General features: G+C 66.7%; 23 protein-coding genes. 9 read left to right on the forward strand and 14 right to left on the reverse strand.

Annotated features, from left to right (window positions below; all coding sequences use genetic code 11):
* Positions 1-99 precede the first annotated feature (99 nt).
* Complete coding sequence (locus tag HTZ84_RS13950) at positions 100-507, reverse strand: DUF2267 domain-containing protein (RefSeq protein ID WP_174681238.1); 408 nt, start codon at positions 505-507, stop codon at positions 100-102.
* A 52-nt stretch (positions 508-559) separates the two neighbouring features.
* The gene (locus HTZ84_RS13955) at positions 560-781 is read right to left on the reverse strand and encodes a DUF2267 domain-containing protein (RefSeq protein WP_174681239.1); all 222 of its coding nucleotides are present in this window, start codon (positions 779-781) and stop codon (positions 560-562) included.
* 284 nt (positions 782-1065) lie between these two features.
* On the opposite strand from HTZ84_RS13955, the gene HTZ84_RS13960 reads away from it, so the two are divergent.
* Entirely contained in the window at positions 1066-2382 is a 1317-nt protein-coding gene (locus HTZ84_RS13960) for an acetamidase/formamidase family protein (protein ID WP_174681240.1), read from the forward strand.
* Positions 2383-2576: 194 nt separating this feature from the next.
* Positions 2577-2891 (forward strand): HalOD1 output domain-containing protein, encoded by a 315-nt coding sequence (locus HTZ84_RS13965; protein WP_174681241.1) that lies wholly within the window; start codon positions 2577-2579, stop codon positions 2889-2891.
* 146 nt (positions 2892-3037) lie between these two features.
* Here the strand turns inward: HTZ84_RS13965 and HTZ84_RS13970 are convergent, their stop codons facing one another.
* From HTZ84_RS13970 to HTZ84_RS13985, 4 genes are all read right to left on the reverse strand, one after another.
* Positions 3038-3310, reverse strand: a complete 273-nt coding sequence (locus HTZ84_RS13970) for a MoaD/ThiS family protein (RefSeq protein WP_174681242.1) — start codon at positions 3308-3310, stop codon at positions 3038-3040.
* A 122-nt stretch (positions 3311-3432) separates the two neighbouring features.
* Positions 3433-3645, reverse strand: coding sequence for a hypothetical protein (locus tag HTZ84_RS13975; RefSeq protein WP_008896024.1), 213 nt, complete (start codon positions 3643-3645; stop codon positions 3433-3435).
* Positions 3646-3783: 138 nt separating this feature from the next.
* A complete protein-coding gene (locus tag HTZ84_RS13980; RefSeq protein WP_174681243.1) occupies positions 3784-4803 on the reverse strand; it encodes a phosphoribosylaminoimidazolesuccinocarboxamide synthase in 1020 nt (339 codons plus the stop codon).
* A gap of 212 nt (positions 4804-5015) precedes the next feature.
* Positions 5016-5306, reverse strand: a complete 291-nt coding sequence (locus tag HTZ84_RS13985) for a hypothetical protein (RefSeq protein WP_174681244.1) — start codon at positions 5304-5306, stop codon at positions 5016-5018.
* Positions 5307-5575: 269 nt separating this feature from the next.
* Between HTZ84_RS13985 and cofH the strand changes: the two genes are divergently transcribed.
* Positions 5576-6955 (forward strand): 7,8-didemethyl-8-hydroxy-5-deazariboflavin synthase subunit CofH, encoded by a 1380-nt coding sequence (gene cofH / locus HTZ84_RS13990; protein ID WP_174681245.1) that lies wholly within the window; start codon positions 5576-5578, stop codon positions 6953-6955.
* A gap of 106 nt (positions 6956-7061) precedes the next feature.
* Positions 7062-7820 carry an SDR family NAD(P)-dependent oxidoreductase gene (locus HTZ84_RS13995; protein WP_174681246.1) on the forward strand — a complete coding sequence of 253 codons (759 nt, stop codon included), beginning with the start codon at positions 7062-7064 and terminating at the stop codon, positions 7818-7820.
* A 101-nt stretch (positions 7821-7921) separates the two neighbouring features.
* Here the strand turns inward: HTZ84_RS13995 and gvpH are convergent, their stop codons facing one another.
* On the reverse strand, positions 7922-8443 hold the full coding sequence (gvpH, locus tag HTZ84_RS14000) for a gas vesicle protein GvpH (RefSeq protein WP_174681247.1): 522 nt from the start codon (positions 8441-8443) through the stop codon (positions 7922-7924).
* Between the two features lie 242 nt (positions 8444-8685).
* Positions 8686-9864 (reverse strand): 7,8-didemethyl-8-hydroxy-5-deazariboflavin synthase subunit CofG, encoded by a 1179-nt coding sequence (gene cofG / locus HTZ84_RS14005; protein WP_174681248.1) that lies wholly within the window; start codon positions 9862-9864, stop codon positions 8686-8688.
* A 157-nt stretch (positions 9865-10021) separates the two neighbouring features.
* On the opposite strand from cofG, the gene HTZ84_RS14010 reads away from it, so the two are divergent.
* A complete protein-coding gene (locus tag HTZ84_RS14010) occupies positions 10022-10180 on the forward strand; it encodes a hypothetical protein (RefSeq protein ID WP_174681249.1) in 159 nt (52 codons plus the stop codon).
* Positions 10181-10247: 67 nt separating this feature from the next.
* Here HTZ84_RS14010 and cofC read toward each other — a convergent pair whose 3' ends face one another.
* From cofC to HTZ84_RS14025, 3 genes are all read right to left on the reverse strand, one after another.
* Positions 10248-10952, reverse strand: a complete 705-nt coding sequence (gene cofC / locus HTZ84_RS14015; protein WP_174681250.1) for a 2-phospho-L-lactate guanylyltransferase — start codon at positions 10950-10952, stop codon at positions 10248-10250.
* A gap of 152 nt (positions 10953-11104) precedes the next feature.
* The gene (locus HTZ84_RS14020; protein ID WP_174681251.1) at positions 11105-12283 is read right to left on the reverse strand and encodes a tubulin/FtsZ family protein; all 1179 of its coding nucleotides are present in this window, start codon (positions 12281-12283) and stop codon (positions 11105-11107) included.
* Between the two features lie 253 nt (positions 12284-12536).
* Positions 12537-13508, reverse strand: a complete 972-nt coding sequence (locus HTZ84_RS14025) for a complex I NDUFA9 subunit family protein (protein WP_174681252.1) — start codon at positions 13506-13508, stop codon at positions 12537-12539.
* A gap of 99 nt (positions 13509-13607) precedes the next feature.
* Between HTZ84_RS14025 and tmk the strand changes: the two genes are divergently transcribed.
* Positions 13608-14225: a dTMP kinase gene (gene tmk / locus HTZ84_RS14030; protein ID WP_174681253.1), complete on the forward strand. Its 618-nt coding sequence runs from the start codon at positions 13608-13610 to the stop codon at positions 14223-14225.
* Between the two features lie 47 nt (positions 14226-14272).
* Here the strand turns inward: tmk and HTZ84_RS14035 are convergent, their stop codons facing one another.
* Positions 14273-16144, reverse strand: a complete 1872-nt coding sequence (locus tag HTZ84_RS14035) for an SLC13 family permease (protein ID WP_174682592.1) — start codon at positions 16142-16144, stop codon at positions 14273-14275.
* Positions 16145-16422: 278 nt separating this feature from the next.
* On the opposite strand from HTZ84_RS14035, the gene HTZ84_RS14040 reads away from it, so the two are divergent.
* The 3 genes from HTZ84_RS14040 (at position 16423) to HTZ84_RS14050 (ending at position 17840) form a co-directional block, all read left to right on the forward strand.
* Complete coding sequence (locus HTZ84_RS14040) at positions 16423-16653, forward strand: Lrp/AsnC family transcriptional regulator (RefSeq protein ID WP_174681254.1); 231 nt, start codon at positions 16423-16425, stop codon at positions 16651-16653.
* 210 nt (positions 16654-16863) lie between these two features.
* The gene (locus tag HTZ84_RS14045; RefSeq protein WP_174681255.1) at positions 16864-17610 is read left to right on the forward strand and encodes a potassium channel family protein; all 747 of its coding nucleotides are present in this window, start codon (positions 16864-16866) and stop codon (positions 17608-17610) included.
* The gene (locus HTZ84_RS14050; protein WP_174681256.1) at positions 17610-17840 is read left to right on the forward strand and encodes an Lrp/AsnC family transcriptional regulator; all 231 of its coding nucleotides are present in this window, start codon (positions 17610-17612) and stop codon (positions 17838-17840) included. The genes HTZ84_RS14045 and HTZ84_RS14050 overlap by 1 nt, the downstream gene beginning before the upstream one ends.
* Before the next feature lie 528 nt (positions 17841-18368).
* On the opposite strand, the gene HTZ84_RS14055 is transcribed toward HTZ84_RS14050, so the two are convergent.
* The gene (locus HTZ84_RS14055) at positions 18369-18905 is read right to left on the reverse strand and encodes a DUF5813 family protein (protein WP_174681257.1); all 537 of its coding nucleotides are present in this window, start codon (positions 18903-18905) and stop codon (positions 18369-18371) included.
* A gap of 363 nt (positions 18906-19268) precedes the next feature.
* Complete coding sequence (locus tag HTZ84_RS14060) at positions 19269-19658, reverse strand: DUF7522 family protein (protein WP_174681258.1); 390 nt, start codon at positions 19656-19658, stop codon at positions 19269-19271.
* Positions 19659-19701 lie beyond the last annotated feature (43 nt).

Below are 19701 nucleotides of genomic sequence, written 5' to 3' on the forward strand. Positions count from 1 at the left end.
AAATACCGCTCGCGATTACGGACGCGGACGGTCGCGGATACCGCCGTCGCAGCGACCGACCGACGCCGGCGCCGCTCGCCGGCGAGTCGGCGCGGCCGCTCAGAGCTGGTCGGGATCGACCGTCACGTCCTCGAACAGCGGGTGGAGGCCGTCGTCGAGCTGGGACTTGAGGTTCTGAATCTCGCCGTCCGTGAGCGCGGCGGCGACGGCGTCGGTGACCGCCTCGGCGAACTGCTCGGCGTCGTCGGGTTCGACGTCGGTGTCGCGGAGGTGCTCGCCGACGCGGTCGACGAACGCCCCGCGGTCGTAGCCGGCGCCGTCGTGGTCGGCGTCCTCGAGGATCCGCGCCAGTTCGTCGGGCAACTGGGCGGCGACGTCCTCGGCCTCGCCGCCGGTCAGCGTCTCGCCGAGCGTCGCGAGGACCGCCTCGCTGGCCGCCTGCGCGCGATCCATCGACTCGAGGTGTCCGGCTTCCTGAACGAGCGAGTAGAACTCGTTTTCCTGCATGGTCGCGTCTTCGACGGGATTCGGTTTCGGGATTGGGCACGCAGGTACAAGGCTATCGGCCGGACGCGCCGGTGAATAGCGGCTCGACGTCGTCGGAGAGCTGCGAGCGGAGGCCGCGCCGTTCCTCGCGGGGAATCGACTCATGGAGCGCCTCCGTGACGGCCTCGACGCGCGGCTCGAGGTCGTCGGTCTCGTCGGGCACGCCGCCGCCCGCGTAGCCGGCCGCGCGGTCGCGGACGCGCTCGACGAACGCCGCTCGAGAGCGTGGCGCCACGCGCCACGGAGACAGCGACCGGTGAGCGAAGCGAACCGGGGGCGGGCGTCTCGGCGATCGGTTCGGGGTCGTCGAGCTCACCGGACTGCGCGACGCGCTCGCGGAACTCGGAGTCGTCCATCTCGGTCACCTCTGGCCGCTAGTGACGCGGTCCCCGCCGCTACCGCCGGTGCCATCGATTGCAAGCGCGGACCGAGACTATCAAAATCAAGGAGTAACGGGTCCGAAATGCGGCTTCCGGCGACAGTAGGCTTATCGACGGCGACGGCGTATCTTGGTGTGCCATGTCACAGCAAGACGAGCGAGAAGTCCGAGAGGAACTGTCCGTCGATCAGTACACGCTCGGTCTCGTCGGGCCCGATCAGGAGTGGGCGGGCACCGTCGCGGACGGGGGGACGATCGAGACGTACACGCCGCCGGGCTGTTGGGGACCCATGGTGACACCCGAGTTCCGCGGCGGCCACGAGGTCACGCGACCGATCCGCGTCGAGGGCGCCGAGGTCGGCGACGCCGTCGCCTTACACATCCGGGACGTCGAGGTGACGAGCATGGCCACGAGCACGGGGTCGATGGCCGAACGCGAGGACGCCTTCTACGACGACCCGTTCGTCGACCACCGCTGTCCGGAGTGTGGCACCGAGTGGCCCGAAACGGTCGTCGAGGGCACCGGCGAGGAGGCGATCAAGTGCGCCGAGTGCGGCGCGAACGCCTCCTCCTTCGGCTTCGAGTACGGCTACACCGTCGCCTTCGACGACGACCACAGCGTCGGGATCACGCTCGACGAGGACGCCGCCCACGAACTCGCCGAGGACGCCGACGAGGTGATGGACATCCCCGAGAACTCCCGACAACACCCCATCCTGCTGTACGAACCCGGCGAGATGCCCGGCACGCTGGGTCGCCTGCGTCCGTTCATCGGGAACGTCGGAACGACGCCGGCGATCACGATGCCCGACTCGCACAACGCGGGCGACTTCGGCCAGTACCTCATCGGCGCCGAACACGACTACGGCGTCGAGAGCGAGGCGGAACTCGAGGCCCGCACGGACGGTCACATGGACATCCCCCAAGTGCGGCCGGGCGCGACCCTGATCTGTCCAGTCAAGGTCGACGGCGCCGGCGTCTACGTCGGCGACCTCCACGCCAACCAGGGCGACGGCGAACTCTCCCTGCACACGACCGACGTGAGCGGCACCGTCACGATGGACGTCGAGGTCATCGAGGACCTCGAGTTAGACGGGCCCGTCCTGCTGCCGCCCGAGGAGGACCTGCCCTTTATCAGCAAACCCTACAGCGAGGACGAACGCGAGGCGGGTCGCGAACTCGGCGCCGAACACGGCGTCGATATCGAGGCCGACATGGGCCCGATCCAGGTGATCGGCTCCGGCGCGACGGTCAACGACGCCACGCAGAACGCCTTCGACCGCGCCACGAAACTGCTGGACATGAGTGAGGGCGAGGTCCGCTCGCGGTGTACGTTCACCGGCGGCGTCCAGATCGGTCGGCTGCCCGGCGTCGTCCAACTCGACATGCTCGCGCCGCTGGACGTGCTCGAGGAGCGGGGGATCGACCACCTGGTGCGCGACCAGTACGGGCTGTAGGTCCGAATCTCCGCAGTACCGACCGCCCTGCAGTGGTGTGTGGTGGGGTGGACGACAATCGAGCGCGAGTCATCAATCGATGGGAAATACACGTTCACGGGTCGTGCTCCCCGATTTGCATCGATACGCCTGCAGACGCACCCGACAGAACCACCCCGCTACGAGTGTGAGGATGATTCGAGTGACGCGAACGTATGTCCCCTTCAAATTCGAATTTCACTGGCGATCCGGATCCCCCGATCCACATTGAACAGCAGTTCGACAGCGATACGCCGCCGAGTCTCGCTATCGTGCGAGCGATCGCCGCCGTTGAAAACGTTGATCCGGTGAAATCCCCCTCGGCTCTCGGAATCACGCTTTCCGACCACATCGACCCGTCAGCACTCGATCAGCTCATAGGGAAGGACAGCGAAGACAGCGTTACTATCGATTTCACGATTCAGAACAGCCATCAGTACTCCGTGCGGGTGCAAGATACCAACCTCGTCATAGAACGGGCATCTGAGTAAGGTGGAACGAGCGGCGTAGCAGGTCGCGACGTGATCGTGCGCCAGGTGCGGTGATCGGCCGCTGTCACTGCATTCTTCCGTACTTGGTGTGGCAAATCGAGTTCCCTGACCGGTCCGAGACGAATTCGACGCGGATTCGCTAGCGACTACCGAGTTCCGCCCTGTACCGCGGGCATCAGCGTCATCGACGCGTTCGCCGGAACCCGATCGTCCATCGTAGCGCGCTCGCCGTCGACCGTCACCCGGACGCTCGAGCGTAGTTCGTTGCGGTCATCGCCGTCGTAGAGGTGCGGCTCCGCCCGCGGGTAGGCGTCGACGAACGTCGCGACGGCGTCGGCGACGGTCCCGCCGTCGAACTCGATCGAGACCGTCTTCGCGCCGGTCGCGCTCCGCAGCGGTCCGTACACCGTGATCTCCATGGTTCGACCATGGACGCGAACCGACAAAGCCGCTTCCGCCGCGTCCGCTCGATAGTTGCGAACGGCTGGCGGACGATGGACCGACTCGAGCCGAAGAAACAGAACGGGCGACGGCCGGAAAATCAGTCGTCGCCGGGTTCGGCGCCGCTGGCGGCGGGCGTCGACGACGTCGCGGTCGACTGGCCGGTCCACGACGAGGAGACGATCGATGCGACGGCGAAGGCGACGATCGCGAGCACGAAGACGGCCAGCATCCCGGTCGCGACGGTCGCGATACTACCGGTCAGTCCGGATGGGACGATACTTGCGACGATACCGCTGGTAGCGAGGCTCATTGACGGACAATCGGAGGTTACTCGCCCCGCCATATGAGGGTTGCTCTGTCACCCGACGAGTGTGAAACGATATCGAGGGACGCAGTCGAGAGCGTACCGAGTTGCGGTCGGATCGGCGGCGCGCCGAACGGCGGCGACTCAGAGCCGCCTGACCGCGCCGATCGCGCTCGAGAGCGGCGGCGCGTCGAACAGTTCCCGCCCGGTGTAGGCGTTCGCGCCGGCGCAGTAGAGGTCGCGAGCGGTCTCGATGACGCCGTCGTCGAGCGGTTCGGGCTCCTCGTCGCACAGCGACTTCCAGTCGGCGACGTCGTTTCGTTTGGCCTCGGCCTTGGCGGCGTCGACGGCCTCGACCCAGTCGGGCTGGGTGCGCTTGTGGTACTGGCGGAGGACCTCCTTCGAGAGCTGGGTGCCCTCGTAGCTGAAGCGGTTCTCGTCGAACGTACCGACGACGTCGCCCACGCGGATCTCGCCGTCGTAGTAGAGACACTCGATCTTCCCGTCTTCGTGGGTCAGTCCGGCCGATTCGGCCTGCTCGGTGACGATCCGGTTGACCTCGCGGGCGAGGGACTCGAGCTCCTCGATATCGGCCCGGCCGGCGATGTCGTCGGCCTCGGCGCGGTCGAGTTGGCGGTCGCTCTCCTCGTACTTCGTCGTGAACTCGACGATCGGCTCCTCGAGATCGACGGCCTCGTCGGGCCACTCGTCGAACGCGAGGCCGTGATCCGCGGGCTCGGTCCGGCGGCGCAGGCTCGAGCCGACGGGGACGCGGTTCCGGAAGACGATCTCCAGCGGGACGAGGTAGTTCGATCCCGCGGCGTCGTGGTAGCTGTCGTAGTCGTAGCTCCGGCCCTCGTGGGGGAGGTCGGGGACCTGCGTGAGGTCGATGGCCATCTCCCAGGGCGGGCTCGAGGTCTCCGCGAGCGGGACGACCTCGCCCGACTCGACGACCCCGCGGTAGTGAGTCGGGACGCCCTCGGACTCGAGCAGTTCGAAGTTGAAGGCGCCCATCGCACAGAGGCTGGCGCCCTTGTCGGGGATGCGATCGGGCATCTGGCCCCAGTCGAAGACGGAGTAGGCGTCGGTGAAGACGAACGACCCCGCGCCGAGTTCCTCGGCGGTCGCTTCCTCCTCGATCCGGAACTCCTTGACGCTCGTCACGTGCGACACCTCCGGCGGTGTCGGCCGTGACGTTCGAACGGTTTCGCTGCGAGAGCAGTCATACGCGACACCTCAGGACGTGTCCGCCGCCGCAGTTCATATCCCAGTTGCCGTGGTCGGCCCCTAAGAAGGTTTCAGTATCGGGCAGGAGATCCGCGGTCGATGACGCTGCGGTCTCGAACCGGCGTCCGGAGCGGGAGTCGGGGGTCCGCTCAGTCACCGTCGACGGTCGCGAGCAACTCCGTTGCGGTCCGCTGGAGCGGTTCCTCGAGGCCCTCCTCCTCGACGAGGGTGCGAAGGGTCGAATCGCACTGGGACGTCGCCAGTGCCTCGAGCGCCTGCCGTCGGTACCGATCGGCGATGCGCTCCGTGCGGGCGAGCGCCGCGAGTTCGTCGCACTCGTTCGCCGTTTTCAGTTCGCGAATCGCGCCAGCGCGGCGCTCCTCGTCGGCGTCGTCGTCGAGGGCGAGTTCGACGCATTCCGTCGGTGTCCGTGAGCTCATGGACTCCCTTCGCGGTCGCCGCCGATAAGAACGCGACCTGCGTTCGACGGACTGGGGCCGACGAAGCGGCGATATCGAAGGACACAGAGTCGGGACGGAGTGGCATCCGGCTCGATGCCGAACGAAACGGCGTGAGTGCCCGGCTCGCGGCAGCCGACGACGACCGGCTCGACTCCCGGCGGTGGCGGGACGACGCGAGCGCCGGTTCGAGTTCCCACCGACTCGCGAATCCACCATGTTTTTCTCACTGTACCGGCATTCATACGCCGATGGAGCGACCGGTGACCGAGGCCGACCTCACGTTCGACCACGTCCCCCAGACCGACCAGTCCTTCGAGAACGCACTCGAGAAGGCCCGCGACGGCGACCGGCTCACCGTCGACGACGCCATCGAGCTGTTCACGACGGGCACCGACGGCGAGGGTATCGACCAACGACGCAAGGAGCGGGTCCTCGAGGCCGCCGACCGCCGGCGCGCCGAGGTCGTCGGCGAGGAGGTTACCTTCGTCGCCAACCTGAACAACAACGTCACGACCGCCTGTAACGTGGGCTGTCTGTTCTGTAACTTCAAGGACGCCGCCCACACCTTCGAGAGCGACGCCGAGGTCGAGACCGCCGGCTTCACGAAGACGCCCGACGAGTCCCGCGAGATCGTCGCCGACGCCGTCGATCGGGGCATCTACGAGGTCACCTCGGTCTCCGGTCTGCACCCCGCTTTCGCGCTCGACGCGGAGCACCGCGAGATCCTCGAGGCCCACCCCGAGCCCAAGGAGATCAACTACAAGCCGCCCGAACGCTACGACACGAGCCCCGGCACCTACACCGACCAGATCGCAGCGATGAGCGTCGACGGCGTCCACGTCCACTCGATGACCCCCGAGGAGGCCTACCACGCCCGCCGCGGGACCGACTGGTCCTACGAGGAGGTCTTCCGGCGGCTCAAGGACGCGGGGCTGGACACCGTTCCCGGCACCGCGGCCGAGATCCTCGTCGAGGAGGTCCGCGACGTCATCTGTCCCGGCAAGATCGGTACCGAGGAGTGGCTCGAGGCGATGGAGGCCGCCGCCGACGTCGGCCTCGGAATGACGGCGACGATCATGTACGGCCACGTCGAGAACGAGGCCCACCGCGCGCTGCACTTGAAACGGATCCGCGACCTGCAGGACCGGACCGGGAACATCACGGAGTTCGTCCCCCTCTCCTTTATCCACCAGAACACGCCGCTGTTCGAACACGACGTGGTCTCGAGCGGCCCGAGCATCGACGAGGACGAACTCATGATCGCCGTCTCGCGGCTCTTCCTCGACAACGTCGATCACGTCCAGTCCTCGTGGGTCAAGTACGGCGACGAGCAGGGCCTGAAGATGCTCTCCTGTGGCGCCGACGACTACATGGGGACGATTCTCTCCGAGGAGATCACCAAGCGCGCCGGCGGCGGCTACGGCGAGTTCCGATCCTTCGAGGACTACGTCGAGATGATCTCCTCGATCGGTCGCGTCCCGGTCGAGCGCTCGACCGACTACGAGAAACGGCGCGTCATCGACCCCGAGAATCCGCCGTTCGGCCCGCAACTGGGTCCGAACGCCGACGGCACGCCGCTGCTCACCGCGGACGAACGCGCCGAGCGGGCGCTGCCGGCCGACGACTGACGACGGAGCTATCTGAAACCGACCCTCGACTGAGGACCGAGTCGTCCGAAGCCGACCGTCGACCGCGCGGCACAGCACTTATTTTCCGCCTCGGTGTGGCGCTCGTATGCGACTAGATAACAAGACAGCGGTTATCACGGGAGCGGGCTCCGGCCTGGGCCGCGAAGCGGCGACGCTGTTCGCCGAGGAGGGAGCGACGATCGTCGCCGCCGATATCGACCTCGAGAGCGCCGAGGAGACGGTCGACCGAGTGGAAGAAGCAGGCCGGGACGGAGCCGCCGTCGAACTGGACGTCCGCGACGCCGACGCGGTCCACGCGGCCGTCGACGAGGCGGTCGAGGAGTTCGGCCTCGATATCGTGGTCAACAACGCGGGCGTGAGCCACCAGCGCACGAAGATCGAGGAGATCGACGAGGGCGAGCGCGATCGGGTCATCGACGTCAACGTCAAGGGCGTCTGGAACGGTTGCCACGCCGCGATTCCGCACTTCAAGGAGCAGGGATCGGGCGCGATCGTCAACACCGCGTCGCTGGCGGGCGTCATCGGCGCGCCGGAGCTCGGCGCCTACTCGCTGTCGAAGGGCGCGGTCGTCAACTTCACGCGAACCGTCGCTGCGGGAGTCGGTCCGGCCGGCGTCCGAGCGAACGCGGTCTGTCCGGGCGTGACGGATACGGCGATGCCCCGGAAGAACCGCACCGAAGAAGAGTGGGAGACCGCGAAAGAGGAGATGGCTCGTTATTATCCGCTCAAACGGCTCGGGAAACCTGAGGACATCGCCAACGCGATGCTGTTCCTGGCGAGCGACGAGGCCGATTGGATCACCGGCCAGGCGCTGGTCGTCGACGGGGGCTTCTCCTGTTCGTAGGACCGACCACCGAGACTCGTTCGGGATCCGCTCGATCGGTTCCGGTCGCACCGTCAGTGAGGAGGGTTCCGGCGAGCGGCGCAACCGAACGGACGCCGCGATCAGGACTCGTCCGGTCGCAGCCGAACCTCGAGGATGCCGTTGTTGAACCAGACGGTCGTCGCCTCGACCGACCGCCAGGGCGGATCGACGCGCTCGACGACGGTTCCGTTCACGCCGATCACGAGGTCGTTCGTCCGGGGATCGATTCCGACGGAGAGATCGTCCCTGCTCGCGCCGAGAACGTCGGCGGTGACGACGAACTCCCGTGCTTCGCGCCGGGTATCGACCAGACACTCGTCGGCCGGTGACCGACGGTGGCGCTTCGTTCGCGTGCGATCTGCTTCGATCGTCCGCCGGGGCTCGTCCGACGGTCGTCGCGTTTCGTCGTCGACGGTCGACCGGTCGGTCGTTTCCGTCGTCGGTGGCGGGGCGTCGGTGACGGTCACTTCGATCAGGGCCCCGAGCAACTCCTTTAGCGGCCGCAGGCCCGCCTCGAGACGGAAGCCGGTCGCGTCCGCTCGCTCGTCGTCATCGTCCTCGGCGGCCGTGTCGTCTCCATCCGACGACCGCTCGTCGCTCATCCGGGATCACCTCCGAGGGACTGCGGTCCGGACTGGCAATCAGTGTCGTGGTACACCATGTCATGATTTTGGCCCAGTACACCATAAGCCGTCCGGCGCTAACGATAGTACTCGGCCGGAACTGTACCGATGTGCGGGTAACTCTCGACGGAATTCGCGTCGATACCGCTGTCGGTCCCGTCGGCTCGAGGGCCGTCGCGGATCCGCTCGGGGGTGTTCGCGACTTCCCGGACGACGGTCGGTCAGTAGCCGGTCGACTCGAGCACCGCTCGATATCGCTGTCCGGCCTCGCCGTCTCCTTCGAGCGCGTCGCGGATCGTCGGCGAGATCCACTCGCGGTCCGCGTTCGGCTCTCGACGACCGGTCGCACCGACCGTGCCGTCGGCGGCGACGCCGTCGAACCCGTCGGTTCGAAGGTCCTCGGGAAGGAACCGCTCGTAGACCGGGAGTCGCTCCCCCAGCGGCAGCTCCGCCGAGTCGGCGATCTCCTCGAGTTCGCGCAGCGCGGGCCACTCGTACTCGGGGTTGATGTGGTCGTCGGTCACCGGCGAGACGCCGCCGAGATCGTCGACGCCGCAGTCGATCAGTTCCTTTGCGGGCGCGAGGTTCGGCGGCACCTGAACCGAGATCTCCTCGGGGAGGGCGACGCGGGCCATCGCCGTCACGTGGCGCATCGTCGCGAGGTCGGGCGATCCGTCCGACCAGCGCTCGTTGTCGACGACGGGCTGGACGATCACTTCCTGGATGTGGTCGTAGCGCTCGTGCATCTCGCGGATCGCGAGTAGGCTCTCGGCTCGGTCGCGCCACGATTCGCCGATCCCGACGAGAATTCCAGTAGTAAAAGCGACGTCGAGTTTCCCGGCGTTCTCGATCGTCCGCAGGCGCTGGCCCGGTTCCTTGCTGCGCGGGCCGCCGTGGGCCTGAACCTCGGCGGTCGTCTCGAGCATCACGCCCATGCTGGCGTTGACGTCGGCCACCTCGGCCATCTGCTCGCGGGTCTGGTCGCCCGGATTGGCGTGGGGAAGTAGCCCCTCCTCCAGGGCGACCTCGCAGGCCTCGCGCAGGTAGCCGTGAATCGAGTCGTGGCCCCACTCCTCGAGTTGCGCGTGGATTTCGGTGTAGCGGTCGTCGGGGTCGTCGCCGAAGGTGAACAGCGCCTCGGTACAGCCCGCGTCGGCACCCCGTTGGCAAATCTCGCGAACCTCCTCGAGAGAGAGCAGCGAGGCCTGTCCGGGCGGATCGAAGTACGTGCAGTAGGTACAGGTGTAGCGGCAGGCCGTCGTCAGCGGTACGAAGACGTTTCGCGAGAAGGTCAGCGCGGGCGGCGCGTCGACGTCGGCGGGCGTGACCTCGAGGAGGTCCTCGACCGCCGCGTCGTCGACCGCGATGTCGACGCCGTACTCGCTCGCCCCGGGGAACATTATCTCCGAATCCCGGCGCTCGATACATAAGCCCTTCACTTCCGGACGGCTCGCCGAGCGCGGCGAGGGTGACGACGTCGGCCGATCGCAGTCGCAGGCGGCGAAAAGGGCGGCAACCGATTGTATTACGTCAGTGGTCCGGCAACGGGAGATCCGTATGCTCGATATCGCACTTCACACCGGTACAGAACATCCCGACCTCCTGTGGATCCTCGTTCCCAGCCTCCTGACCTTTATCTCGGGGCTCGGCCTCGGCGCGTACTCGGATCGGATCCGAGCGCGGTCCCGTCCCGAGAACGAACCGGCGACCGAGTGAGGCCGCCCGGCCGTCGCGCTTCGGGTTCTTACACATCGTCGAGTGACAATGCTGTCTCTCGTCGGCGTTACTCCGGGGAGGACTCCTCGAGTCGCGCGACGGTCACGCGGCCGTCGGTTCGCTCGAGTTCGAACCCGAACTCGCGGAGCCGAGCGGGCGCGCGGTCGGTCTCGCGGCCGTGAATCAGTACTTCGACGAGGTCCGCGGGCTCGTCGACGTCGGTCCCCAGCCGGAAGGAGTCGACCGTCTCGAGGCTCGCCCCGACGTCGCGGGCGATCTCGCAGTGATCGAGGTAGGACGCGCCGTGGTAGTCCACCCGGAACGCGGGGTGGCGAACGACCAGCGCGTTCGTGCCGCCGCCCCGACCCGGGACGACCGCGACGTCGGCCGCGACGGCGAACAGCGCCTCGAGCGCGCCGGCGGTCGTCAGCGCGAGGTCGGCCATGACGACGGCTACGGGGTCGATATCGGTGCCGTCGTCGCCGTCGTCGCCGCCGTCGCCGCGCCCGGGCAGCCGCGCGTTGACCGCCTCGGTGAGCGGCCGTTCGTCGACCGCGACCGCAACCGCGTCCCGAACGTCGGCCTCGAGGTCGAGCGTCGCGGGGTCGAGCGGCGCCGTCGCGAGGACCGTCGGCTCGTGGCCCGCCTCGACGACCGCGGTCAGAACGTCCGCGAGCATGGCGCGCGCGAACGCCGACCGCTCCGGGGGCGTGAGGACGTCGGCGAGCCGAGTCTTCGGCTCCGTCGCGGCGAACGGGACGACGACCTGCATCGACGGTCGCTAGACCGGACGGAGGCAAAAGCACGTCGAACTCGGGCTCGAGTCCGACTCGGGTCGAGCGCGTCGACGGGGCCAGTCCCCCGTCGTGCCCCCCGACACGAGTGCGATCGCTGGCGCCGCCGGGTGCCGAAAGAAAAGCGAGCCTAGAACAGCGGCTCGAGTTCGTCCTCGTCGTCCTCGACGAGTTCCTCTAAGTTCTCCTCGCTTTCCTGCTGGATGTCGTCGATGTTGTCCTGGGCCTCGATGGCGACCTGCTGGAGGCGCTTGATCCGCGGAACGTTCGTCACGCCCGAGAGCAAGATGGCCGCGGCGACCTCCGGCTCCTCGCGGGGGTAGTCGCCGCCGCGGACTTCCATGCTGCCGGTTTCCTCTTCGAGCCACTTCCGCCCGCGTTCGATGCCTTTCCGGTTGAGATACTCCGAGGGGCCGGCGAGCACGAGCAGCGCTCGCTCGGTGCCTTCGATCTCGCAGGGCAGCGTCAGGCGACCGAGCGCGGCCTTGCGGACGAGGCTCGTGATGCGGTTGGTCGTGTTCGCGGCGTCGAGATTGTCGTCGCCGCCGCCGTCGCCGGTAAACCGGGAGAGCAGTCCCCCGCCGGTGTTCATGTCGACCTCCTCGCTGGCGAAGCCGACCGTGGAGACGCCCCCGCCCGAGAGCGTGTTAATGATCTCGGAGGAGTCGACCACGGATTCGGCCACCTCCTGGCCGTCGCCGACCTCGCCGGCGCCGAAGAGGATGCCGAACCGACGGACGATTTCCTCGTTGATCTGCTCGTAGCCGCCTTCGACGGACTCGCCGGTCTGTCGCCACGAGTCGTTGTCGAAGACCATGAGGTTGTCCACCTCGCGGACGAACGTCTGGAACGAACGGGCCGCGTTGAGCGTGTAGATGCCGCCTTCGTCCGTGCCCGGCAGGACGCCGAGTCCGTAGACGGGGATCGTGTAGATCCGCTTGAGGTGCTTCGCGAGCACCGGGGCGCCGCCGGATCCGGTCCCGCCGCCCATCCCGGCGACGACCAGAAACGCGTCGACCTCGTGGGTCGGAATCGCGTCGATGGCGTTTTGCACCTCGTCGATGTCTTCCTCGGCGACTTCCGCGCCGAGCTCGTTGTCTGCACCCACGCCGTGGCCCTTTACCCGGGCCTGGCCGATGAGTACTCGATTCTCCTGTGGTATATTCTCCAGGCCCATGAGGTCCGCTTTCGCGGAGTTAACGGCAATCGCCGCACGGACGATTCCGCTACCCGTCCGATCGTCGTAATCGAGGAATCGATCGACGATCTTGCCACCAGCCTGTCCGAATCCGATCATCGCCAGCTTCATAGTTTGTCAGGGGGCTCCGTTGAATTGGTACAGAGTGATTAAGGACATAAGTCTTTTGTTGAGCTGAATTTCTCTTCTCCTTCGGAGTTCGCGAAAATCGCAAGCAGGCGTCGGTCTCGGCTGTGTATTTTCACGAGAGAAACTCATCGTGAACGATGAAGCGACTGTGTTTTATATTAAATGTTTGGGCCGACTGGTCCAGCCGTAAATCAGGGGGGCAATCGCCGGGCGGCGATTCCGACTCGGGCGCGGGTCACGGCGACGGTCGGGACGCCTCCCGTCGACCGTCCGCGCCGACGCCGAGATACGACCCGAGCGTCGTCAGTTCGTCCTCGGAGACGCCGAACGCGGAGACGTCGTTAGTGACGACGGTGTTGTTGATCTCGAGCGACCGGGCCTGATCCGCGCCGAACGGGAGGAACGGGACGGGATCGATCGCGGAGAGTCCGAACTTCGCCAGCGACATCGGGATCGAGACGATGGAGACGGACTTCCCCTCGGCCGCGTAGGCCAGTTCGGTCGCGTCCGCGAGGGTGACGATCTGGGGGCCGGCGATCTCGTAGGTCTCGCCGACGTGGGAATCCGCTGCTCGCGGGCCCTGTCCGCTCGCATCCGAGGCGCGTCGCGCCTCGCTATCCGCAAGGACATCGGCGAGCATCGGAACCAGATCGCCGACCCAGATCGGCTGGAACCGCGTTTTTCCGCCGCCGGGAAGCCCCGTCACGTACGGCGTCGTCAACTGTTTCGTGAACTCGAGGAACTCGGCGCCGTCACCGAACACGACGGAGGGACGGACGATGGTCCACGCGAGCCGCGACTCGGTGACGACGTCCTCGGCCTCGCCTTTGGTACGGAGGAACTCGGTGTCGGCGTCCGGATCGGCGCCGAGCGCGCTCATCTGGAGGAATCGATCGACGCCGCCGTCTTCGGCTGCGCGAACGAGATTCGCCGTACCCCCGAGGTGGATCCGCTCGTGGGCGTCCTCGTCAGGGGGCTGGTACAGCGGCGAGAGCGAGACGAGGTTGACGACGGCGTCGTGACCCGCGACCGTCTCGGCGATCGAGTCGTAAGCACTGACGTCGCCCGCGACCCGATCGACGCCGGCGGGGAGATCGGCGTCGCTGGGATCGCGGGACAGCGCCGTCACCTCGTGACCCCGCTCGTGGAGCTCCGTACAGAGGGGCGTGCCGATGAAGCCGGTACCGCCGGCGACGAGGATCTTCATGCCCGAAAGATGACGCTGCAGCGATAAATAACTGATCGCCTCCGTGGTTTGGCGGTCGGTCTCGATGGATTGTAATAGCCCACCCGACGACGTGGACGTATGCTGGTCACGCTCGAGGGACTGGACGGGAGCGGCAAGACGACGGTCTGGGAGGCGCTACGGGAGCGCTATCCGGGCGCGGTCTTCACGCGGGAGCCCACGAACGACTCCTGGTACGGCGACGCGGTCTACCGCTCGATCCGCGACGACGACGCCGACTCGCTGGCGGAACTGTTCCTCTACACGGCCGACCACGCCGACCACCTCTCGCGGGTGATCGAACCCGCCCTCGAGCGGGGCGACCTCGTGCTCTCCGATCGCTACTCCGACTCCCGGTTCGCCTATCAGGGGGCGACCCTCGAGGCGTCCGACCGCCTCGCCGTCGACGACCCCCTCGAGTACGTCGTCGACGTCCACGAACCGTTCTCGATCCCGCCGGACCTGACGATCTACCTCGACGTCGATCCCGAGACGGCCGCCGAACGCGCGGGCGCGACGAACAAGTTCGAACGCGCCGACTACCTCGAGTCGGTCCGCGACAACTACGAGCGACTCCTCGAGCGCGAGCCCGATCGGTTCGTCCGCGTCGACGCGACAACGGAGCCGGACGCGGTGCTCGAGGCGGTAGTAGCCGCGCTCGAGTCGGCGCTCGAGGAGTCCGACCTCGAGTCTCCCTAAGTCGGCGGTTTCGGCCGCGTCCGTCGGTCCGGAACCGGACGACCGCCTCAGGCGACGCCCCAGAAGAACTCGATGCCGAGCACCGTCACCACTGAGAGCAGCAACTGCAGCGGCGCGCCGACGCGGACGAAGTCGGTGAACTTGTAGCCGCCCGGACCGTAGACGAAGAGATTCGTCTGGTAGCCGACGGGCGTGAGAAACGCCGTCGAGGCCGCGAAGGTCACCGCGAGCACGAACGCGAAGGGGTTCGCACCGATCTGAGTCGCGGTCTCGACGGCGACGGGAAGCATCAACACGACGCTCGCGTTGTTGGAGATGACCCCTGTGATGAGTCCGGTCGCGAGGTAGAACACCCAGAGGACGCCGAGAATCGGCAGATAAGCACCCGTCGCGGCGACGAGACTCCCGAGCAGGTCCGCGCCCCCGGTCTGCTCTAAGGCCATCCCGAGGGGGATGATGCCGGCGAGCAGGAAGATCACGTCCCACTCGACGGCGTCGTAGATCTCGGTCGGCTTGAGGACGCCCGTCGCGACCATCGCTACGACGCCGGCCAGCGCGGTGACCATAATCGGCAGGGAAAGCGCCGACATCGCCTCGAACGCGCCGATCCCGGTCGCGCCGGCGAGCGCCGCGCCGACCGCGCCCCACGGGACGGCGACGAAGCCGACGACGCCCGCCATGATCGCCGCGGCGTGCGGGATCTTCTCGCTCCGGTAGTCCGGTTCCTCGGGTTCGTGTGCGACGATGAAGTCGCCGTTCTGCGAGAGGCGATCGACGCTGTCCGGCGCCGCCTGGACCAGCAGCGTGTCGCCGACGCGGATCCGCCGCTCGTCCATGTCCTCGCGGACCGTTTCGCCCCGACTGCGGAAGGCCAGGACGGTCGCGTCGTAGCGCTGTCGGAACGTCGAACTCTCGAGGGACTCGCCGACGAGAAACGAGCCGCGCGGGACGACCACTTCGACGAGGGTCCGATCCGGTGCTTCGTCGGGCTCTAACTCGGCGGCGGTCTCGGGGCTGCCCGAGAGCGTGAGCGTCTCCCGGTCGACGAACTGCTGGACGGTGTCGCGGTCGGCGCGCAGCCGGAGCAGATCGCCGGCTCGGATCGTCTTCTGGCCGATGGGTTCGATGAACTCCTCGTCGTCGCGGACGACCTGCAGGATGTCGGCGTCGAACTCGACGTGATCGATGGCCTCCTCGACGGTCGTCCCGACGATCGGCGAGTCGTCGTTGACGACGACCTCGGTCAGGTACTCCTCGATCGCGTACTCCTGGACGTAGTCCTCCTCGACGGGAACGCGCTCGGGCAGCAGTCGGTGACCGACGGTCACGAGGTAGAGGCTGCCGACCAGCAGGACGACGACGCCGAGCTGGGTGAACTCGAACATCGAGAACGGGTGGTCGAGCAGCCGCGCGGAGACGTCGCTCGCGAGGATGTTCGTCGAGGTGCCGATGAGGGTGAGCATCCCGCCGAACATCGAGGCGTAGGAGAGCGGAATCAGGAGTTTCGAGGGCGACGTCTTCCCCTTGTGAGCGATGTCCGAGACGACGGGGACGAGGATGGCGACGACCGGTGTGTTGTTGATGAACCCGGAGATGGGACCGCTGACGCCGATCGTCGCGAGCAGTTGTTTGTCGAGGTCCTCGCCCGCGAACGCCGACATCTTCCGGCCGATGATCTGGACGACGCCGGTGCGGCTGATCCCCGAACTGAGGATCAACATCGCCAGCACGGTGATCGTCGCCGAGTTCGAGAACCCGGAGGTCCCCTCCGCGGTCGAGATCTGCGTGAAGTTCACCACGCCGTCGGCGCCGAGCACCATCAACAGCACCATGACGAGGATCGCGGTCACGTCGATCGGCAGCAGTTCGGTAACGAAGAGCACGAGCGCGAGCAGGATGATCCCGAACACGACCACCATCTCGGGCGTCACCCCGAGCCCGCCGGTCTGAGCGGGCAGTCCAACGACGCCGTCGCTGCGGAGAACCTGACCGAACACGGTTGACGTCCCCCACTCTCGACCGACCCCGCTTGAAGCTCCCGATTCGGAGGAGCGAATCGAGCGACGACGGCAACCTCCCGTCATTCCGTCTTCATCTCCGGTGCCGACCGCGCCTCTGCCGTCCATCGGATGCGAACGAAGCTCGAGTCCGGCGTCGGGCAAAGGCTTTAGTCGTGCCATAGAGTACCACACTATCGATGGTCCACGCGTTCATCATGGTGAAGACGGCCGCCGGAGAGTCCGAGGGGCTACTCGCGGAGATCAGGGGCCTCGAGTCGGTGGTCGACGCCCACATCGTCGCCGGCAACTACGACATCATCGCGGAGGTCGACGGGCAGGAGGTCTACGACGTTCTCGAGACCGTCTCCTCGAGCGTTCAGGGACTCGGCGGCGTCAGCGACACGAAAACGTACATCGCGATGGGGTGAGACGAGCGGCCGAGCCGCGCGACGGCGACTCGAACCCGGCAGGACGACAGCCCGTTTCCGCACGGGGACGTGCCGTTCCTGACCATCGCTCGCCGCGGTCGAGTGTCCGTGTGAGAGCGACGAACGCGTAGTCCCTCGGCTGCGACGATGGAACATCTACCATGGTACTCGGGGGCAAACTTATTCACGGGGGCGAGCGTACCCCTGTTCATGCGGTTCGTGATTATCGGGGCTGGACGGGTCGGCCTGCGCACGGCGCGCGTCTTGCGCGACGAGGGCCACGAGGTAACGATGATCGAACGCGACGAGGCGAGGGTTCGCCGCGCTCGCGACCAGGAGTTCCCCGTCGTCGAGGGCGACGGCTCTCGCGAGGACATCCTCGAGGACGCCGGTATCCGCGACGCCGACGCGTTGGGCGCGCTGACGGGCGATCTGAACGTCAACTTCACCGCCTGCATGATCGCCAACCACTACGACTGTCGGACGATCATGCGCATCGACGAGGCCTACCGCGAGGGGATCTACCGCAAGTACGCCGATCAGGTCGACGAGGTGATCTACCCGGAGCGCCTCGGCGCGATCGGCGCGAAGAACGCCCTGCTGGGCGGGACGATCCGCGCGATCGCGGACATCGCTCCCCACCTGCAGGTCGTCGAACTCACGATCACCGACGCGGCCCCCGTCAACGGCTACACGATCAGCGAACTGCAACTCCCCGCCGACGCGACCGTCCTCGCGTTCGGCAAGCGCGGCCGGGACCTCGGGCTCCCCGACGCGGACCTCTCGCTCGAGGGCGGCGACCGGCTCATCGTCCTCGCGGACTTCGACGTCCTGAGCGAGGTCCGCCAGCTCCTGGTCGGCGAATCGGCGGCCCAAGCGGCCGCGAACGCGGGGACGGGCTCGAGTTCCGCGGCGACGGACCTGTCGTCGGAGACTGATACCGGAGGTGTCAACTGATGGTCACGGCATTCATCATGATCAAGGCGAACACGGGCGAGGCGGATCGACTCCGAGACAGCATCGAGACGATCGACGGCGTTCAGTCGGCCTACATCGTCGCCGGCGACGTCGACATCATCGCCAAAGCGCAGGTCGAAACTCCCGCCGCCGTAAAGGAGATCGCGGCCACCAAGATCCAGGGTATCGACGGCGTCGAGAACACCCAGACGTACATCGCGATGGACTAGAGAACCGAAGTTTTGCTCTGCGGGCGCGCCTGCGGCGCGCCCTCGGCAAAAATTCGATTAAAAGCACTCCTCCTTCCCCTGGCTCGCGGCGCTGCCGCTCGCCTCAACGCGGCACGAAGCGCCGCGTTTACCGGGTCAGTCGTCGGCCCGCTCGCTCCTTTCAGTCGCTCGCGGTCGGTAACGGGTAAGGCCTGCCTTTCCCCGGGTCGCGCGACTCTCGCGTCTGCTCGAGTCGCGCTCCCGGCCATCCCGCAGTTTCGAACGTTCGTTTGAGTAGGCGATCTGATGCCGGCGAATCATTCAGCGATATGGCGTCGGCGAACGAGCGGTTCGGAGCGAGCATAGCGAGTGAGAACCGCGAAAGGCGAACAGGGAACGTAGTGACCCGTGAGCGATGCCGTTCACCGAGCGCTACGCGCTCGGGCCGACGAGCGACCATCGGGAGCGAGGAGTGCTTTTAATCGAAATTTTGCCGAGGGCCAGTTTCGCTGGCCCGCAGAGCAAAATTTCGCAGCGCAAAACTTCGGTTTACATCGGCATTCCGCCGCTGTTGCCGTCGCCGTCGGCGGCCTGTTGGCCGCGGTTCTGAGCGTTCTCGAGCAGCGTCGCGGCCGCGCCCTGGTACTCGTAGCCGGGGATGATCCCCTGGGCGAACGTCCCCTCGACGAACTCGATGAGGGCCTTGGCGTCGTCGACGCCCTCCGCGGCGTCCCAGGCGACGTACTCGAGCGTGACGGTGACGGTGTCGGCGCCGCGGTCGACGGCGGGGTCCTCGTGGGTGCTCGTGTGGGCCACCGTGAAGGTGTCCTCGAGACGGCGCTCCAACGTCTCGAACCAGCCGTCCTCGACGACCGAGGCGACGGTCTCGTCGGCGACGGCGGCGTCGAGCGTCGGGAGGGTGACGGTGACGTGAAACTCGCCGTCCCGTTTCCCCTCGGCGTCGTCGGCGGTGACGGTCGCGTCGAAGACGGTCGTCTCGAGGTCGTATCCGGCGCCGTCATCGAGCGGGACGAACGCGTCGCGGGACTCGAGTTCGCGGGCGACGGGGTCGGGAAGATCGGTCATCGTCCCTTCGAACGGCGGTGAGCGAAAAGGGTGTTACGCTGTCGCGCAGTCTGTCACGGTCGTTGACCATTGAATGGCGCCGTTACAGGCGGGTAATCGCCCGACGGCAGCGGGATTGTTTCACGAACGTAATCGACCATTTCCGCGACAAATGGCATGCATTACTACAACGGATATTGCCGTTTTTCGACGGCATGAGTCTCGATAGACACGCCGCCGAACGCCGCCGGTTCGCACGCCTTCTCGGTATCGACGGGGAACTCGGCTCCGGACTGCCGATCGGAACGCCCTCGAGTCGGACCGAGGAGGAGAACGACCGCGATCATCGCGACCGGGACGCCGAATCGACCGACGAGGTATCCGCTACTCGATCTCGCGATCGTTGAGGAACGCGTTGATCGCCGTCGCGACCTCTTCGAAATCCTTGACTGTGAGTCCGTCGGTCGTGACGAAGATTCCGTCGCTGTCGCTGGTTACTCTGACGAGAAAGCCGTTGTCGAAGACGCGAATGGTGTAGTTGTAGTCGCCGAGTTCGGAGTTGTCGTAGGCCGTCTGGGCCGTCTTGAAGCCGCGCCACTCGTGGCCGATAAAGGTCGACAGATCGGCGTCGCGCTCTAAGTCCTCGCGCAGGTAGACCTGCTCGAAGTCGTCGCGCGTAAAGTAGGTGACAGAACGGAGACTGTCGCCGATCGCCGTCCGACAGGTGGTGACGATCCGTTCCGCAGCCTCGTCCGTGAGCAACCCGGTAGGCATACCGAATGAATCGAACCGTGTAACCTTAACGACAAGGGGCTGG

The organism is Haloterrigena gelatinilytica (genome assembly GCF_013342145.1).
GTDB lineage: Archaea > Halobacteriota > Halobacteria > Halobacteriales > Natrialbaceae > Haloterrigena > Haloterrigena gelatinilytica.

Coding starts and splice junctions, on each gene's coding strand:
- HTZ84_RS13950 (WP_174681238.1), bottom strand. CDS start 507: ATGCAGGAAAACGAGTTCTACTCGCTCGTTCAGGAAGCCGGACACCTC.
- HTZ84_RS13960 (WP_174681240.1), top strand. CDS start 1,066: ATGTCACAGCAAGACGAGCGAGAAGTCCGAGAGGAACTGTCCGTCGAT.
- HTZ84_RS13965 (WP_174681241.1), top strand. CDS start 2,577: ATGTCCCCTTCAAATTCGAATTTCACTGGCGATCCGGATCCCCCGATC.
- HTZ84_RS13970 (WP_174681242.1), bottom strand. CDS start 3,310: ATGGAGATCACGGTGTACGGACCGCTGCGGAGCGCGACCGGCGCGAAG.
- HTZ84_RS13975 (WP_008896024.1), bottom strand. CDS start 3,645: ATGAGCCTCGCTACCAGCGGTATCGTCGCAAGTATCGTCCCATCCGGA.
- HTZ84_RS13985 (WP_174681244.1), bottom strand. CDS start 5,306: ATGAGCTCACGGACACCGACGGAATGCGTCGAACTCGCCCTCGACGAC.
- cofH (WP_174681245.1), top strand. CDS start 5,576: ATGGAGCGACCGGTGACCGAGGCCGACCTCACGTTCGACCACGTCCCC.
- HTZ84_RS13995 (WP_174681246.1), top strand. CDS start 7,062: ATGCGACTAGATAACAAGACAGCGGTTATCACGGGAGCGGGCTCCGGC.
- gvpH (WP_174681247.1), bottom strand. CDS start 8,443: ATGAGCGACGAGCGGTCGTCGGATGGAGACGACACGGCCGCCGAGGAC.
- cofG (WP_174681248.1), bottom strand. CDS start 9,864: ATGTTCCCCGGGGCGAGCGAGTACGGCGTCGACATCGCGGTCGACGAC.
- HTZ84_RS14010 (WP_174681249.1), top strand. CDS start 10,022: ATGCTCGATATCGCACTTCACACCGGTACAGAACATCCCGACCTCCTG.
- cofC (WP_174681250.1), bottom strand. CDS start 10,952: ATGCAGGTCGTCGTCCCGTTCGCCGCGACGGAGCCGAAGACTCGGCTC.
- HTZ84_RS14020 (WP_174681251.1), bottom strand. CDS start 12,283: ATGAAGCTGGCGATGATCGGATTCGGACAGGCTGGTGGCAAGATCGTC.
- HTZ84_RS14025 (WP_174681252.1), bottom strand. CDS start 13,508: ATGAAGATCCTCGTCGCCGGCGGTACCGGCTTCATCGGCACGCCCCTC.
- tmk (WP_174681253.1), top strand. CDS start 13,608: ATGCTGGTCACGCTCGAGGGACTGGACGGGAGCGGCAAGACGACGGTC.
- HTZ84_RS14035 (WP_174682592.1), bottom strand. CDS start 16,144: ATGGTGGTCGTGTTCGGGATCATCCTGCTCGCGCTCGTGCTCTTCGTT.
- HTZ84_RS14040 (WP_174681254.1), top strand. CDS start 16,423: ATGGTCCACGCGTTCATCATGGTGAAGACGGCCGCCGGAGAGTCCGAG.
- HTZ84_RS14045 (WP_174681255.1), top strand. CDS start 16,864: ATGCGGTTCGTGATTATCGGGGCTGGACGGGTCGGCCTGCGCACGGCG.
- HTZ84_RS14050 (WP_174681256.1), top strand. CDS start 17,610: ATGGTCACGGCATTCATCATGATCAAGGCGAACACGGGCGAGGCGGAT.
- HTZ84_RS14055 (WP_174681257.1), bottom strand. CDS start 18,905: ATGACCGATCTTCCCGACCCCGTCGCCCGCGAACTCGAGTCCCGCGAC.
- HTZ84_RS14060 (WP_174681258.1), bottom strand. CDS start 19,658: ATGCCTACCGGGTTGCTCACGGACGAGGCTGCGGAACGGATCGTCACC.